This is a genomic window from Caballeronia sp. LZ019 (assembly GCF_031450825.1).
Lineage (GTDB): Bacteria > Pseudomonadota > Gammaproteobacteria > Burkholderiales > Burkholderiaceae > Caballeronia.
The window spans coordinates 1,706,695-1,723,352 of the sequence record NZ_JARTVZ010000005.1 but is presented as its reverse complement, the minus strand read 5'-3'; the positions used below and the strand labels follow the sequence as shown (position 1 = coordinate 1,723,352).

The window sequence follows — 16,658 nt, the reverse complement described above, 5'->3', positions numbered from 1 at the left end:
TGGATCTATCGCTGCTTGCCGACGCCGCGCGCGGTTCGCGTCCGCGGCCTTGCCGTCCTCGCCGTGAGGCTTGCGGGGCGCGGCTTTCCGGGCTTTTTCGAGTGCGCGGGCGAAGCCGTCCGGGACATACCCTGTGTTACATTGCAGCGTCAAACACGCAAAACTACCATATCGCCGAACAGCCGCAGCATGTCCGACAGCAGACGATCCGTCGACCCGACCGAAGTTGGACAAGCCAAGCCCAGCGGCAACGCCGAGCGGGTCCTGTCGCGTGTCTTCAAAGTCATTCTCGTCGTCGCCGCCGTGCTGTATTTCGCGGTGGCGGGCATCTATCTCGGCTTGCGCTACGCGGTGCTGCCGCAGATCGATTCGTTCAGGCCGGCGATCGAGCAGGCGGTGTCGTCGCGGATTCACGCGCAGCTTCGTCTCGGCCGGCTTTCCGCGCGATGGACGGGCATGCAGCCGACCATCGATATCGACAATCTTCGCATCGACGCCGCCGATGGCTCGCCCGGCCTCGCCGTGCCCCATGCGAGCGCGAGCATCGCGTGGCGGTCGCTGGTTGAGCTGAAGCCGAAGCTCGCCGATCTCACCGTCGATGGCCCCGACGTCATCATCGCGCGCAATGCGAACGGTGAACTGACGATCGCGGGCGTGCCCATCCCGGCGCGCCGCACCGGCTCCAACGCATTCACGACATGGCTGCTGGGACAGCAGCGCATCTTGCTGCGCGACGGCACGCTGCGCTGGCGCGACGCAAAGCGCGATGCGCCCGAGATCGCGTTCAAGCGCCTGAAGCTCGCAATGCTGAACGACGGCGCGCGTCACCGCCTCGCGCTGAACGCGCCCGCCGATGGCGACGTCCTTCATGGTCCGCTCGACTTCCGCGCGGACTTTCGCCACGAGCCGTTCACCGCGATGGGCGCGCCCGCGAACTGGACCGGCCGCGCATATCTTTCGACGGGCCCGGTCGACCTGCCGATGCTCGCGCGCTACGTGAAGATGCCGTTCGCGCTCTACGATGGCCGCATCGAAAACCGCATCTGGCTCAACTTCGCACGCGGCCAGTTGCAGGCGGCGACAGGCGATCTCGCGGGCGGGAACATCGCGCTGCGCGTGCGCGCGACGCAGCCGCGCCTCGATCTGCCGGTGGCGCGCTTCGCGTGGTCCGTCGACAAGCGCGACACCACGTACACGCTGAACCTCAGCGATGTCCGCGCCGAACTCGGCCAGCCCGCGCTCGACGACGGCACGCCGGTCGCACGTCTTCTGACCGCGCGGACCCTGACGGGCACGTATCGTCCCGCTTCGGTGAACAACGGGTTGCTGTTTCGCATCGCGGGCGATCAGGTCGATCTCGGCATCCTCGCGGAATTTGCGCGCACGCTCCCGCTGCCGTCGCGCGTGCTGAACGAACTGGTGCGCTTCAATCCGCGCGGGCAGATCGCCAATTACACGATCTACACCGAACGCGCCGCGCCCAGGACCGAAGAAGAAGCGAAGCAGCAGCGCGAAAAGGGCGATGCGAAGATCGTGCATTACGCGTTCAAGGCGGAACTGCAGGGCATCAGCGTCCAGGCGCAGGAGCCGCCGCCGGGCCTCACGATCAACAATCGTCCGCGCGCGGGCATTCCGGGTATCGAGAATCTGTGGGGCGTCGTCGACGCGAACGAGTCGCAAGGAAGCATCGCCATCGACACGAAGAACGCGGCCGTGACGATCCCCGGCGCATTCGACGACCCGCGTCTCACCTTCGATTCCCTGCAAGGCCGCGCGAGCTGGACCGTCGCGGACGCCATCGCGCCGGGCGAACTGCGGCGCGCGTTCACCATTCGTCTCGACACGCTGCGCATCAGGAATGCCGACGCCGAAGGCGAAGTCACCGCCGCGTACTGGAATCAGGGTCACGGGCGCGGCAATCTGGACCTCAAGGCCAAGGTCGATTATCTGAAGGCGACGCGCCTCGTCCGCTATCTGCCGACGAGCCTCAACGAACGCGTGCGCGTCTACCTCGGCCATGCGCTGCAGGCGGGCATCGCGCGCAACGGCACGCTCGAGATTCACGGCGACCTCACGCGCTTCCCGTACGCGAAGGCGCCGGATGCGGGCATCTTTCGCATCGAGGCGCCGTTCACGGGGGGCAAGTTCGATCCCACGCCGTTTCCGCCGCGCAAGATGCAGAACGGCCTGCCGAATTTCTGGCCGGCGTTCGAGGGCATCGACGGCACGTTCAGGCTCGCGCAAAACAAGCTGGCATTCGATATCCAACGCGGGCATTACAAGGGCGTCGCGGTATCGCGTGTGGCGGGACGTATCGACGATACGGGCAATCGCGAAACCAAGCTGTGGATCGACGGCGAAGCGCGCGGCCCGCTCGCCGACATGCTCGACTATGTCGATAACAGCTCGCTCGGCCTGATGGCGAAGCACGCGACGCGCAAGCTCGACGCGAAGGGCAACGCGGCGCTCGCGCTCACGCTCGGCATTCCGCGCTATCGGCCGCCGCCGCCCGAACCGCCTTTGCGCCCTGATTACAAGGGCTCGCTGACCTTCCTCGACAACGAGATCGCGTATGGCAATCTGCCGCCGCTCACGCATGTGCGCGGCCGCGCGAAGTTCGCCGCGAAGACCGTCACGGTCAACGCCCTCACCGCGCAACTGCTCGGCGGCGACGTGCGCGCGACCGGTGGCGTGCAGCCCGGCGGCAATTACGCGTTCGACGTGACCGGGCGCATCGGTCCCGACGCGGCGCAGCGCTTCGACGGGCGCATCGCGCCGCAAGCGGCGGCGTTGCTGAGGCGGATCGATGGCGCGGCGCCCTACGAACTTCATGTGCGCGGCGCGAAGAATGCGCTGCCGAACGTGCAGGCGAGCGCGGACCTGAGCGGCATCGGCATCGATCTTCCGGCGCCGTTCGGCAAGGCCAAAGGCGCACCGATGCCCTTCTCGCTCAGCTTCCAGCCGTCGCGCGGCGGCGCTTCCGGCCTGCACGACGCGCAGCTCGTCTTCGGCCCGCTTGCGGCGCATTACGAGTTGCAGCAGATCGGACGCGCGCAGGTGAAGGTCGATCCGCAAAACGTCGCCGAACCGATGAACGTGCGCGCGCAGCTGAAGCCCGTGCGCGGCGCGATCGCGCTGAACAAGCCCGCCGATCTGCCGGCTGAAGGCGTGAACGCCGTCGCGGACATGGCGACGCTCGATGCCGACGCCTGGCGCAAAGTGCTCGCCGATACGGCCGCTCCCGAGCCGCGCGCAACCGCCGCCGCCCGCGCGCCGGTGAACGACACCGTACGTCAATTCCTGCCGACGCGCGCGGCCGTTCACATCGGCACACTGAAGCTGCTCGACCGTCGCTGGAACGGCATCGACGTCAACGCGACTGATGATTCCGGGAAGTGGCAGGCGAAGATCGCGTCGGATGAGGTATCGGGCAACGTCGCCTTCACGCCCGCCGCGCCGAACGGAAGCCCCGGCGCGTTGCAGGCGCGGCTCGACAAGGTGGTGATCCCCGATAAATCGACGAACGCGCCCGCCGAAAAGATCGCGGGCAGGCCGCCGCGCAACATGCCGTCGATCGACGTGATCGTGAACGAGCTGATCTATCGCGGATACGGCCTCGGCCGCCTCCAGGCGGACGCGCACAATGAAGTCATCGCCGACGAACCGATTTGGACGCTCGACAAGCTGGAACTCGCCAATCCCGACGCGACACTCACCGCAACGGCAACGTGGCGCACGCTGCCCACGGCGACGAACGCAACCGATGATGACCGGACGCCGCGCCGCACATCGCTCGGCTTCACGCTCGATGTCGCCAATGGCGGGCAGTTTCTCGACCGCTTCGGCCTGCCGCACACCGTCAACGGCGGCGCGGGGAAGATATCGGGGCATGCGGCCTGGAACGGCAGCCCGGCGGCGGTCGACATGAAGACGCTCGACGGCAAGGTCGGCGTCGATCTTCGGCACGGGCAGATCCTGCGGGCGCCGGGCGCGGCGAAGTGGCTCGGCATCTTCAGCCTGCGCAGCATCGCCAATCTGCTGACGCTGCATTTCGAGGATGTCGTGGGCAAGGGATTGCCGTTCGAGAAGATCACGGGCAACGCGCGCATCGAGGACGGCATCAGCCGGACCGACGACCTGCTGATGGTCACGCCGCCCGCTCGCGTGCAGATGAAGGGCGTCGTCGATCTGCCGCAACAGACGCAGGACTTGCGCGTCAAGGTGGTGCCGACGGTCGGCGCGGGCGCGGTGGCGATCGGCGCGGCGGTGATCAATCCACTGCTGGGTCTGGGCGCGCTCGCCGCCGATCTCGCGCTCTCGAAATCCATCCAGAAGGCATTCGCGATGGACTATGCGATCACCGGCTCGTGGTCGAAGCCCGTCGTCCAGCGTCTGCATGGCGATCAGGGTAAGATCGAATCACCCGCGGCCGTCGCGATTCCGTCAGCCGCTCCATAACGCGGAGCGCACCATCGTTGCGCCTCGTCCAGCGTTCAGATTCACCAACCGGCGCACAACATGAACCAACAATCGAGCGAAAGCACGGCGCAGCCGTTTCACGTCGCCGCGCTGCAAATGGTGAGCACGCCCGACCGCGACCGCAATCTCGCCGACGCAGGACGGCTCATCGCCGAAGCGGCGCAAGCCGGCGCGCAACTCGTGCTGCTGCCCGAATACTTCTGCTTCATGGGCTTCAGGGACACCGACAAGCTCGCCATCCGCGAAACGCCCGGCGACGGGCCCATCCAGCAATTCCTGTCCGATGCCGCGCGGGAGCATCGCGTGTGGATCATCGGCGGGACGCTGCCGCTGAAATCGCAGGAAACGTCGCGCGTGCTCAACACCACGCTCGTGTTCAATCCGAGCGGCAAGGAAGCCGCGCGCTACGACAAGATTCATCTGTTCAGCTTCGAGAAAGGCGAGGAATCGTTCGACGAAGCGCGCACCATCTGTCCCGGCGGCGAAGTGCGGACTTTCGATGCGCCGTTCGGGCGCGTCGGCCTGTCCGTCTGCTACGACCTGCGGTTTCCGGAGCTGTATCGAAAGATGGGCGACTGCGCGCTGATCGTCGTGCCGTCCGCGTTCACTTACACGACCGGCAAGGCGCACTGGGAGACGCTGCTCAAGGCGCGGGCGATCGAAAACCAGTGCTACGTGCTCGCCGCGGCGCAAGGCGGCAAGCATGAGAACGGGCGGCGCACGTGGGGGCATAGCGTTCTCATCGACCCGTGGGGCGAGGTCATCGCGATGCGCGACGAGGGCGCAGGCGTCGTCGCGGGGGCGGTCGATACGGCGCGCATCGCCGAAGTGCGGCAGAGCTTGCCGGCGTATCGGCACCGGGTGATCGGCTGATCGGCTGATCGGCTGATCGGCTGATCGGCTGAACGGCTGAACGGCTGAACGGCTGAACGGGCTTGAAGACGCGCGTTCCTCCCTGCACATGGTCTCACCGGCGCCGGACAGTAGAATAGTCCGACGCATTTCGCGCCTGATAATCACGCTTAATCACGCAATAGGCACCGCATGAACATCATCGAACCCGGCATTCGCAACCTCGTCACGGCAAAGGACGTGCTGCTGACGCCCTATGGCCTCGACGAAGGGGTCATCACGCGTACGCTCGCGGAAATCTTCACGCACCGCGTCGATTACGCCGATCTTTATTTCCAGTCCACGCGCAGCGAAGCGTGGAGTCTCGAGGAAGGCATCGTCAAATCGGGCAGTTTCAGCATCGATCAGGGCGTCGGCGTGCGCGCCGTCTCCGGCGAGCGCACGGCTTTCGCCTATTCCGACGATCTTTCGCCCGAATCCATCCGTCAGGCCGCGTACGCAACGCGCGCGATCGCCAAGGCGGGCGGCGGCAAGCACAAGGTGAAGCCGGCCAGCACGCTGACCGGCGTGTCGGGCCGCGATCTGTACCTGCCCGCCGATCCCCTTCATTCGCTCGATGCGAATGCCAAGGTGAAGCTGCTCGAGCGCGTCGAGCAGATGGCGCGCAGCCGCGATCCGCGCATCGTCCAGGTGATGGCGGGCCTCGCCGGCGAATACGACGTCGTGCTCGTCGCCCGCAGCGACGGCGCGCTCGCGGCGGACGTGCGCCCGCTCGTGCGCGTCTCGGTGACGGTGATCGCCGAGCAGAACGGCCGGCGCGAGATCGGCACGGGCGGCGGCGGCGGACGCTTCGATTACGGCTATTTCACCGACGACATTCTGAACAAGTACGTCGACGACGCCGTGCACGCGGCGCTCGTCAATCTCGAAGCGCGACCGGCTCCGGCGGGCGCGATGACCGTGGTGCTCGGGCCGGGCTGGCCGGGCGTGCTGCTGCACGAAGCGGTCGGCCATGGGCTGGAGGGCGATTTCAACCGCAAGGGATCGTCGGCGTTCGCGGGACGCATCGGCGAGCAGGTGGCGGCGAAGGGCGTGACGGTCGTCGATGACGGCACGCTGCCGAACCGGCGTGGCTCGCTCAATATCGACGATGAAGGCAACCCGACGCAGTGCACGACGCTGATCGAAGACGGCATTCTGAAGGGCTACATTCAGGATTCGCTGAATGCGCGGCTGATGAAGATGCCGGTGACGGGCAACGCGCGCCGCGAATCGTACGCCGCGCTGCCGATGCCGCGCATGACCAACACGTACATGCTCAACGGCGACAAGGACCCGCAGGAGATTCTCGCTGCGGTGAAAAACGGCCTGTACGCAGTGAATTTCGGCGGTGGCCAGGTGGACATCACCAACGGCAAGTTCGTGTTTTCGGCGTCCGAGGCGTACATGATCGAGGACGGCAAGATCACGTATCCGGTGAAGGGCGCGACGCTGATCGGCAGCGGGCCGGAATCGCTCAAGTACGTGACGATGATCGGCAACGATATGTCGCTGGATAGCGGCGTCGGCGTGTGCGGCAAGGAAGGCCAGAGCGTGCCGGTGGGCGTCGGACAGCCGACGTTGCGCATCGAGAAGATGACGGTGGGCGGCACGGTTTGATGCCTGCGGGTTTTCCGCATCGATGGCGTTTCGTCTTTCGTTCCGGACGGACTTCGATGCGGATTTCCCGCGTTTTGATGTAGCGCGGCTTGTCAGCGCCGCACGTTTGAGGTTATAAAGTCAGTCACAACTTTTTTCGACGTCCGATCCGACTCATGATGTCCGCCAAGTTTTATTTTTATTTCTTTTGGCATCTCAAGCCGCTGGCGGATCGAGAGGGTAAGTCGTACACAGGTTGAAAAACCGAATTCCCGAGAAAACCGCCAGCGAGTCTGGCGGTTTTTTTTCGCCTTCCCTTTGTTTAGAACATTGCCGTTGGAGAACCGCCATGCCCCCGCATAATACCGATGACGTTCGTATCCGTGAGTTGAAAGAGCTGGTGCCGCCGGCGCATCTGATCCGCGAGTTTCCCTGCACGGAGCCGGTGTCGGACCTCATCTTCAACGCGCGGCAATCGATGCATCGCATTCTGCACGGGATGGATGACCGGCTGATCGTGATTATCGGGCCGTGCTCGATTCACGATCCGAAGGCGGCGATGGAATATGCCGGGCGGTTGATCGAGCAGCGGAAGCGGTTCGCGGGTGAACTGGAAATCGTTATGCGCGTTTATTTCGAAAAGCCGCGCACGACGGTGGGCTGGAAGGGGCTGATCAACGATCCGTATATGGATAACAGCTTCAAGATCAACGACGGTCTGCGCAAGGCGCGTGAACTGCTGATGAATATCAATGAGATGGGGTTGCCGGCGGGCACGGAGTATCTCGACATGATCAGTCCGCAATATATCGCCGATCTTATTTCGTGGGGAGCGATCGGGGCGCGGACGACCGAGTCGCAGGTGCATCGGGAACTGGCTTCGGGGCTTTCTTGCCCGGTCGGGTTCAAGAATGGGACGGATGGGAATGTGAAGATCGCTGTGGATGCGATCAAGGCTGCGTCGCAGCCGCATCATTTCTTGTCAGTCACTAAGGGCGGGCATTCGGCGATTGTTTCTACGGCGGGTAATGAGGATTGTCACATCATATTGCGCGGGGGGAAATCGCCTAATTATGATGCTGCTTCAGTTGATGCGGCTTGTAGTGATATTGGCAAGGCTGGGTTGGCCGCGCGGTTAATGATCGATGCTAGTCATGCTAATAGCTCCAAAAAGCATGAGAATCAAATTCCTGTTTGTGAGGATATTGGGCGGCAACTCGCGGCTGGGGATGAACGCATCGTTGGGGTGATGGTGGAGTCGCATTTGGTTGCTGGACGGCAGGATTTGAAGGAAGGGGGTGAGCTGACGTACGGGCAAAGTGTTACCGATGCTTGTATTGGATGGGAGGAAAGTCTGGGGGTGCTTGAAGGACTCGCGGCTGCGGTGAAGCAGCGGCGAATTTTGAGGGGTGGGGGGAATTAAAGCACCAGACGTTGGGTGCTTAACCCACTTCGAACCGGAGTTTACTGTGCCGCTATGTCGTTCGCAAAATAATCTAATATAAAATCGTTGATGGCTACCTCATCGTCGATGAAGTTGGTCAAACGATCATAGCGGTGCTCATAAAGACTCCTGCGCGCATTCGTCTTTAAGGTGCGCAGGTTACAGAGATCCCGAGCCCGCGAATTGGCCGTGACTAGTCGCACTTCCTCGTCGACGTAGTTCGAGAATGCTCGGCTCGTTCTTTGAAGGTGACCGATTCCTGAGAATCCCGACTCTCCCCGCCGAGCCATCGCGCGCATAGCTTCGTTCTCGCGGCCGATGATCGTTTCATAGAATTGCTGAACCTGCCGCGCGTCGCGGATTGAGATGCGGACTGCCGACCGCGGCTGCTCCGGATGCAATGTCTGCTCGACCAACTCGTAGATAGCACTTGTGAACTTGGTAGCACTTCCGAGCAACGCATCAATTTGTTGCAGCGTTGTGACGCTGAAATCTGCCTCGTGCGCCACAATATGGCGGATGACAAAAATTCTCTCAATGTCAGCAAGTATCGCCGACACATTGTCTAACGGAAAGGTGACCGGTCGCATAGCGAACGAGTCGAAATCCCTCCCACGCCGAATGCTGTCTTCGAAAAGATCTTCGCTGGACAAAGCTTCGTCTTCAGATTCAACGAACGGCTGTATCTCCGACAGCCAAGTCGCTAACGATTTCGAAACCCCATTTCCGTTCAACAAAGTCTCTAGATGCGACGCTATGTCGGACAAACTACTGATCGGCAAAAGATGTGAGACAAGATTTCCAAAAGTTATTTCGCGATCGCTTAGCGCCTTCGTCAAACGAAGATCGAAATGGAGTTTGTTTTTTAGCTTGTCCACCCTGTCGATATAAGGAGCCCCGTCATCCACTAATTTTTCTATCGCCTTACGCACAGAAACTTCAATGCAGGCGGCGATTCCAACAATAGAGAGGGAATTAAAAACTGAACTATCACCACGGCATTCTAATGCCAAGTCAATATCCTGCAACTCACTTCTCCCAGCCATGTACTTGCCGAAAGATCGCTTACGCTTTTCTTGTATCTCAGCTATTACGTCTCTGTCTTTCATTGCTTCTCATCCTTCATATTCCAACCCAAGCCTTCAAAGTTTCGAATTTCGTTCAAACTAGGATTGTTGGATCATGTCAAACCATGATGCTTCCACAACACATCACTCCCCCCATCCACCCGATTCAACACCCGCGCCACCACAAACAACAAATCCGACAGCCGATTGACATACCGCCTAGGCGCCTCATTCACCGCATCGGCCTCTTCCCGCCCAAGCGCCACAATAGCCCTTTCCGCCCGTCGACAAACCGTACGAGAAACATGCGCTAAAGCAGCGGCGCGAGAGCCTCCCGGCAGAATAAACTCCTTGAGAGGCGGCAAAGTCCCGTTATATTCAGCAAGCCACGAGTCCAGCCGTTCCAGATGCGAATCCGAAATCATCGAATGTCCGGGAATCGATAATTCCCCGCCCAGATCGAATAAATCATTTTGAATCCGGGTTAAAGCATCGCGAATATCAGTAGGCAACGGCTCGCACAACAAAACGCCAATCGAAGAATTCAACTCATCCACATCGCCAATGGCCGCAACGCGCGCATCGTCTTTCGAAACGCGGCGGCCATCGCCGAGACCGGTGGTGCCATCGTCGCCAGTGCGTGTGGCGATCTTGCTCAGACGGTGTCCCATTACTGCTCCTCGAATAGCCAAAAGATCGAAGCGTCAAAACCAGCCGCCCCATTATAGGCACGCCCCTCCTCGCCTTCGTCCAGCGCGTAAAATGAGATAACCATCACGGCAGCGCGCAAACCGCTCCGCGACCGCCATCAGAAACCGAAGAAAAAACTCCGGAGACGAAACCGTGAACCACCCCGCCGAACACGCCGCCATCCAGCAGGCGCGCCGCCCCTTCCCCGCCGCGCTCCTCGAATCGCTCAAAGAGAAGTTCGGCGACCGCGTCTCGACCGCCGATGCCGTGCGCCAACACCACGGCCGCGACGAATCGCCGTTCGACCCGCAACTGCCCGACGCCGTCGTCTTCGCGCGCAACACCGAAGACGTGCAAGCCATCGTCCGCCTGTGCGCGGAACACGACGTGCCGATCATTCCCTACGGCAACGGATCGTCGCTCGAAGGGCATCTGCTCGCGGTGCAAGGCGGCGTGTCGATCGACCTGTCCGAAATGAACAAGGTCATCTCGATCAACCCAGAAGACCTCACCGCAACCGTCGAACCGGGCATCTCGCGCAAGCAGCTGAACGAGGCGCTGAAAGACACCGGCCTCTTCTTCCCGATCGATCCCGGCGCGGACGCCAGCATCGGCGGCATGTCCGCGACGCGCGCCTCGGGCACCAACGCCGTGCGCTACGGGTCGATGCGCGAGAACGTGCTCGCGCTGACCGTCGTGCTCGCCGATGGCCGCGTCATCAAGACCGGCACCCGCGCGCGCAAATCGTCGGCGGGCTACGACCTCACGCGGCTCTTCGTCGGCTCGGAAGGCACGCTCGGCGTCATCACCGAAATCACCGTGCGGCTCTACCCGCAGCCGGAAGCGATATCGGCCGCCGTCTGCGCATTCCCGTCGATGGGCGACGCCGTGCGCGCCGTCATCGAAACGATTCAGATGGGCGTGCCGATCGCACGCGTCGAATTCGTCGATGCGCTCGCCGTTCGCGCCATCAATCGCCACTCGAACCTGACGCTGCGCGAATCGCCGATGCTGTTCTTCGAATTCCACGGCACCGAAGCGGGCGTCAAGGAGCAGGCGCAAACCGTGCAGGACATCACCGCGCAGAACAGCGGCACCGACTTCGACTGGGCGACGCGCCCCGAAGACCGCAGCCGCCTCTGGAACGCGCGGCACAGCGCCTATTTCGCGATGCTGCAACTGAAGCCAGGCTGCCGCGCCGTCACCACCGACGTCTGCGTGCCGATCTCGCGCCTCGCGGAATGCGTCGTGGAAACGGAGAAGGATCTGCTCGGCTCGTCGCTGCCGTGTCCGATCGTCGGCCATGTCGGTGACGGCAACTTCCACGTCGCGATGCTGCTCGATCCTGCCAAACCGGAGGAACTCGAAGAGGCGGAGCGGCTGAACCGCCGCATCGTCGAACGCGCGCTGAAAGTCGGCGGCACCTGCACCGGCGAGCACGGCGTCGGGCTCCACAAGATGGGCTTCATGGTCGACGAACACGGCGAGGACGCCATCGCGGTCATGCGATCCATCAAGCAGGCGCTCGATCCCAACAACCTGATGAATCCGGGCAAGATTTTCAGCTTCACGCAGTAACAAATCGGAAGCGCATCGGAAGCGCATCGGAAGCGCATCGGAAGCGCGCCGGATGGACGCAGAAGCCGCAAGCGCGCAGCATAATCATCGAACAAGCGCCAGCATCACTCACGACAGGCGCCGGGAGGAGACATGAACGCACCCGACGAACTCAAGCCGCCGCTCGCGCCGGCCGTATCGCCGAATCTGCCGCACGAGGTTTCGCCGGACCTGACGCCGGAGCAGCTCGCCGAGCGCCAGCGCGAAGTCGTGCAGGCGCTGATGGCCGTGCTGCCGACGCATTGCCTGCTCTTTCGCGACGAAGACACGTCCGTCTACGAATGCGATGGCCTCGCCGCCTACCGCCGCTTGCCGCTCGCGGTCGTGCTGCCGGAAACCGAGGCGCAGGTGCAGCGCGTCGTGCAAATCTGCGCGCGGCTCGCCGTGCCCATCGTTCCACGCGGCGCGGGCACCGGGCTGTCGGGCGGCGCCATGCCGATTCGTCACGGCATCGTGCTGTCGCTCGCGCGTTTTCGCAAAATCGTCGAGGTCGATCCCTACGCGCGCACCGCCACCGTCCAGCCAGGCGTGCGCAACCTCGCGATATCCGAGGCCGCCGCGCCCTATGGCCTCTACTACGCGCCGGACCCGTCGTCGCAGATCGCGTGCACCATCGGCGGCAACGTCTCCGAAAACTCGGGCGGCGTGCATTGCCTGAAATACGGCCTCACCGTGCATAACGTGCTGCGCGTGCGCGCGGTGACGATGGAAGGCGATGTCGTCGAATTCGGCTCGCTCGGACCGGATGCGCCGGGGCTCGACCTGCTGGCCGTGCTGATCGGCAGCGAAGGCATGTTCGCCATCGTGACCGAAATCACCGTCAAGCTGATCCCGAAGCCGCAGACCGCGCAAGTCATCATGGCGAGCTTCGACGATGTCGTGAAAGGCGGCAACGCGGTCGCGGCGATCATCGCGGCGGGCATCATCCCGGCCGGTCTCGAAATGATGGACAAGCCCGCGACGCGCGCCGTCGAGGAATTCGTCAACGCCGGTTACGATCTCGACGCCGCCGCCATCCTGCTCTGCGAATCCGACGGCACTTACGACGAAGTCACCGAGGAAATCGTCCGCATGACGGCGGTGCTGCGTGAGCACGGCGCGACGCGCATCCAGATTTCGCGCTCGGAAACCGAACGTCTCAAGTTCTGGTCGGGGCGCAAGAATGCGTTCCCCGCCGCCGGCCGCATCTCGCCCGACTACTACTGCATGGACGGCACGGTGCCGCGCCGCGCCATCGGGCCGCTGCTCGCGCGCATCGAAGAGATGGAGAAGAAGTACGCCTTGCGCTGCATCAACGTCTTCCACGCGGGCGACGGCAACATGCATCCGCTCATCCTGTTCAACGGCAACGATCTCGACGAGTGGCATCGCGCGGAAGCGTTCGGCTCGGACATTCTGGAAGCGTGCGTCGAGCTGGGCGGCACGGTGACGGGCGAGCATGGCGTGGGCATCGAGAAGATCAATTCGATGTGCGTGCAGTTCTCGCCGGAGGAGCGCGACGCGTTTCACGCGGTCAAGCGCGCGTTCGATCCGCCGGGACTGCTCAACCCGGACAAGGGCATCCCGACGCGCGCGCGCTGCGCCGAATACGGGAAGATGCACATCCGCGGCGGGCTGCTGCCGCATCCCGAACTGCCGCGCTTCTGAACCGGCGGCGCGCTGCGCTATCCACGTTTGTCCGGGTATGGCTGCGTTAAGCGGCCGGTACAATCGACCGGAAAGGCGGCACCGCCACTACAGCAGTCGAAACGAAGAGCGGGACATCCATGGAACAGGACGACATCGTCGCCGGCTGGTCGGAGCGGATCGCCCGGGCCACCGAGGCCGGCACGCCGCTGCGCATCCGGGGCGGCGGGACGAAGGACTGGTACGGTCAGACGCTCCAGGGTGAGATTCTCGATACGCGCGTGCACCGGGGTATCGTCGCGTACGACCCCGCCGAACTCGTCATCACCGCGAAAAGCGGCACCCCGCTAGCCGAAATCGAAGCCGCGCTGCGGGCGCATGGCCAAATGCTGCCGTTCGAGCCGCCGCACTTCGGCCGCAATGCGACGCTTGGCGGCTGCATCGCGGCGGGCATCGCAGGGCCGCGCCGCGCGTGGACCGGCGCGCCGCGCGATTTCGTGCTCGGCGCGGTCGTCATGAACGGGCGCGGACAGGTGCTGCACTTCGGCGGCCAGGTGGTCAAGAACGTCGCGGGTTACGACGTCTCGCGGCTTCTGGCGGGATCGCTCGGCACGCTCGGCCTGATTCTCGAACTGTCGATCAAGGTCCTGCCGCGCCCCGTCGCGGAAGCCACGCTCAAGTTCGACATGCACGCCACCGACGGCGTGCGCAAGCTCAACGAATGGGGCGGCCATCCCTTGCCGATCAGCGGCAGCGCGTGGCGCGACGGCACGCTGGCGCTGCGGCTTGCAGGCGCGGAAGCTGCTGTGAAGACTGCGCGCAATACGCTCGGCGGCGAAGTGGTCGATGCCGTCGAAGCCGACCGCTTCTGGATCGCCATGCGCGAGCAGACGGACCCGTTCTTCGCCGTGATCGAGCCGCGTTCCGCGCTCTGGCGTCTCGCGCTGCCGTCGATTGCCGAACCGCTGCATCTGCCGGGCGCGCAACTGATGGAATGGGGCGGCGCGCAACGCTGGTGGATCACGGACACGGATCCGCAGACCGTGCGCATCAGCGCGAAGCAGGCGGGCGGCCACGCGACGATCTTCCGCGCCGGCTCCGCCTACGACCGCAACGCGGGCGTGTTCACGCCGCTGCCCGCGCCGCTGATGAAGATTCATCGCGGGCTGAAAGCGGTGTTCGATCCGGCGCGCGTATTCAACCGCGGGCGGCTGTATCCCGACTTTTAGGCCAACCGAGCGGACCTGAGCGATGCAAACCAATCTCGCCGATTTCATCCGCAACACGGCCGACGGCGACGAAGCCGACGCCATCCTGCGCAAGTGCGTGCACTGCGGGTTCTGCACGGCGACCTGCCCGACGTATCAACTGCTCGGCGACGAGCTCGACGGGCCGCGCGGACGCATCTACCTGATGAAGCAGATGTTCGAAGGCGCACCCGTTACGCGCAGCACGCAAACGCATCTGGACCGCTGCCTCACGTGCCGCAATTGCGAAAGCACGTGCCCGTCGGGCGTGCAGTACGGCAAGCTCGTCGAAATCGGGCGCAAGGTGGTCGAAGAGAAGGTCGACCGGCCGATGCGCCAGCGCCTGCAACGCCGCTTTCTCGCGAGCTTCCTGCCGAACAGCACGCTCTTCACGCCGGCGATGAAGCTCGGGCAGCAGTTTCGCGGCATCCTCCCGCGCACGCTGCGCGCGAAGATTCCGGTCACCGAAAAGCCGCTCGCGCCGCCGACGCGCAAACATGCGCGCAAGATGCTGATGCTCGCGGGATGCGTGCAGCCCGCGATGATGCCGAACGTGAACATCGCGACGGCGCGTGTGTTCGATGCGCTCGACATCGAGATCGTGACTGCGCCGGATGCGGGCTGCTGCGGCGCGATCCGCCTGCATCTCGGCTATAACGACGACGCGCTCGGCGACGTGCGCAATAACATCGACGCATGGTGGCCTTACGTGGAGAACGGCGTCGAGGCCATTGTGATGAACGCGTCGGGCTGCGGCGCGACGGTGAAGGAATACGCGCACCTCATGCGCAACGATCCGATGTACGCGGAGAAGGCGCAGCGCATCGTCGATCTGACGCGCGATCTCGCCGAAATCCTGCCGCTGTACGAGGAAGAACTCGTGTCGATCGCGCGGCGGCGCGGCGTGCATACCGTTGCGTTTCATCCGCCGTGCACGCTGCAGCACGGGCAGCAGATTCGCGGGCGCGTCGAGCATCTGCTGACCGCGCTCGGCATCGAGGTGCGCCTGCCCGCGGACAACCACATCTGCTGCGGATCGGCGGGAACGTATTCGGTGCTGCAGCCGAAGCTCGCCTATGCGCTGCGCAACCAGAAGCTGGACCGGCTGGAGAAGACGGAGCCGCAGATGATCGTATCGGCGAACGTCGGGTGCATCGCGCATCTGCAAAGCGGGACGTCAACGCCGGTCACGCACTGGATCCAACTTTTGGAGCACCTGCTGTACGGGTAAGGGGATTCGTATAATCACTCGATCCGCTCTGAAAGTCGCTCACGCATGTCCATTGTTCAACATCTAGAAGAAGTCCGGCAACGTATCGCGCTGGCGGCACGAAGCGCATCGCGCGATCCGGCGTCGGTGAGGCTGCTCGCCGTTTCCAAAACCTTCCCCGCCGACGACGTGCGCGCCGCCTTCGACGCCGGCCAGCGCGCGTTCGGCGAAAACTACGTGCAGGAAGGCGTGGCGAAGATCGCGGCCCTCGCCGCGTTGCGCGGCGATATCGAATGGCATTTCATCGGACCGCTGCAGTCGAACAAGACGAAGCTCGTCGCGGAGCAGTTCGACTGGGTCCACTCCATCGACCGTCTGAAGATCGCCGAGCGGCTGTCGGCGCAGCGTCCGGAAGGCGCGGCGGCGCTGAATGTCTGCGTGCAGGTGAACGTGAGCGGCGAGGCATCCAAGAGCGGCGTCGAACCGGCCGATGCCGCCGCGCTCGCCCATGCGATAGCCGCCTTGCCCGGACTGCGGCTGCGCGGCCTGATGGCGATTCCCGAACCCGCCGATACGCTCGATGCCCAGCGCGCACCCCATGCCCGCCTGCGCGAACTGATGGACGCGTTGCGCGCCGACGGCCTCGATCTCGATACCCTCTCGATGGGCATGTCCGCCGACCTCGAAGCGGCCGTGCTGGAAGGCGCGACGATGGTCCGCATCGGCACCGCGATCTTCGGCGCGCGCGATTACACGAACTGATCAACCACTCGTTCTTTGGCTCAACT

The 16,658-nt window shown here is 63.7% G+C and carries 11 protein-coding genes; 9 read left to right on the top strand and 2 right to left on the bottom strand.

From position 1 onward, the window contains the following. The first annotated feature begins 189 nt into the window (after nt 1–189). The 4 genes from P9255_RS21510 to aroG all read left to right on the top strand — a co-directional run bounded on the left by P9255_RS21510 (nt 190) and on the right by aroG (nt 8,392). Entirely contained in the window at nt 190–4,458 is a 4,269-nt protein-coding gene (locus tag P9255_RS21510; protein ID WP_309790415.1) for an AsmA-like C-terminal region-containing protein, read from the top strand. A gap of 60 nt (nt 4,459–4,518) precedes the next feature. Next, on the top strand, nt 4,519–5,352 hold the full coding sequence (locus tag P9255_RS21505; RefSeq protein WP_309763315.1) for a carbon-nitrogen hydrolase family protein: 834 nt from the start codon (nt 4,519–4,521) through the stop codon (nt 5,350–5,352). Between the two features lie 171 nt (nt 5,353–5,523). Next, the gene (gene tldD / locus P9255_RS21500) at nt 5,524–6,990 is read left to right on the top strand and encodes a metalloprotease TldD (protein WP_309763316.1); all 1,467 of its coding nucleotides are present in this window, start codon (nt 5,524–5,526) and stop codon (nt 6,988–6,990) included. Between the two features lie 328 nt (nt 6,991–7,318). Continuing rightward, nucleotides 7,319–8,392: a 3-deoxy-7-phosphoheptulonate synthase AroG gene (aroG, locus tag P9255_RS21495; RefSeq protein ID WP_309763317.1), complete on the top strand. Its 1,074-nt coding sequence runs from the start codon at nt 7,319–7,321 to the stop codon at nt 8,390–8,392. Nucleotides 8,393–8,433: 41 nt separating this feature from the next. Here the strand turns inward: aroG and P9255_RS21490 are convergent, their stop codons facing one another. Then, nucleotides 8,434–9,522 (bottom strand): hypothetical protein, encoded by a 1,089-nt coding sequence (locus tag P9255_RS21490; protein WP_309790414.1) that lies wholly within the window; start codon nt 9,520–9,522, stop codon nt 8,434–8,436. A gap of 71 nt (nt 9,523–9,593) precedes the next feature. Then, on the bottom strand, nt 9,594–10,151 hold the full coding sequence (locus P9255_RS21485; protein WP_309763319.1) for a cob(I)yrinic acid a,c-diamide adenosyltransferase: 558 nt from the start codon (nt 10,149–10,151) through the stop codon (nt 9,594–9,596). A gap of 172 nt (nt 10,152–10,323) precedes the next feature. Here P9255_RS21485 and P9255_RS21480 point away from each other — a divergent pair, with 172 nt between their 5' ends. From P9255_RS21480 to P9255_RS21460, 5 genes are all read left to right on the top strand, one after another. After that, nucleotides 10,324–11,748: an FAD-linked oxidase C-terminal domain-containing protein gene (locus P9255_RS21480; RefSeq protein WP_309763320.1), complete on the top strand. Its 1,425-nt coding sequence runs from the start codon at nt 10,324–10,326 to the stop codon at nt 11,746–11,748. A gap of 132 nt (nt 11,749–11,880) precedes the next feature. Then, nucleotides 11,881–13,434, top strand: a complete 1,554-nt coding sequence (locus P9255_RS21475; protein WP_309763321.1) for an FAD-linked oxidase C-terminal domain-containing protein — start codon at nt 11,881–11,883, stop codon at nt 13,432–13,434. Between the two features lie 119 nt (nt 13,435–13,553). After that, a complete protein-coding gene (gene glcE / locus P9255_RS21470) occupies nt 13,554–14,642 on the top strand; it encodes a glycolate oxidase subunit GlcE (protein ID WP_309763322.1) in 1,089 nt (362 codons plus the stop codon). Between the two features lie 22 nt (nt 14,643–14,664). Then, a complete protein-coding gene (gene glcF / locus P9255_RS21465; protein ID WP_309763323.1) occupies nt 14,665–15,891 on the top strand; it encodes a glycolate oxidase subunit GlcF in 1,227 nt (408 codons plus the stop codon). Nucleotides 15,892–15,936: 45 nt separating this feature from the next. After that, nucleotides 15,937–16,632, top strand: coding sequence for a YggS family pyridoxal phosphate-dependent enzyme (locus tag P9255_RS21460; RefSeq protein WP_309763324.1), 696 nt, complete (start codon nt 15,937–15,939; stop codon nt 16,630–16,632). Nucleotides 16,633–16,658: the final 26 nt, after the last annotated feature.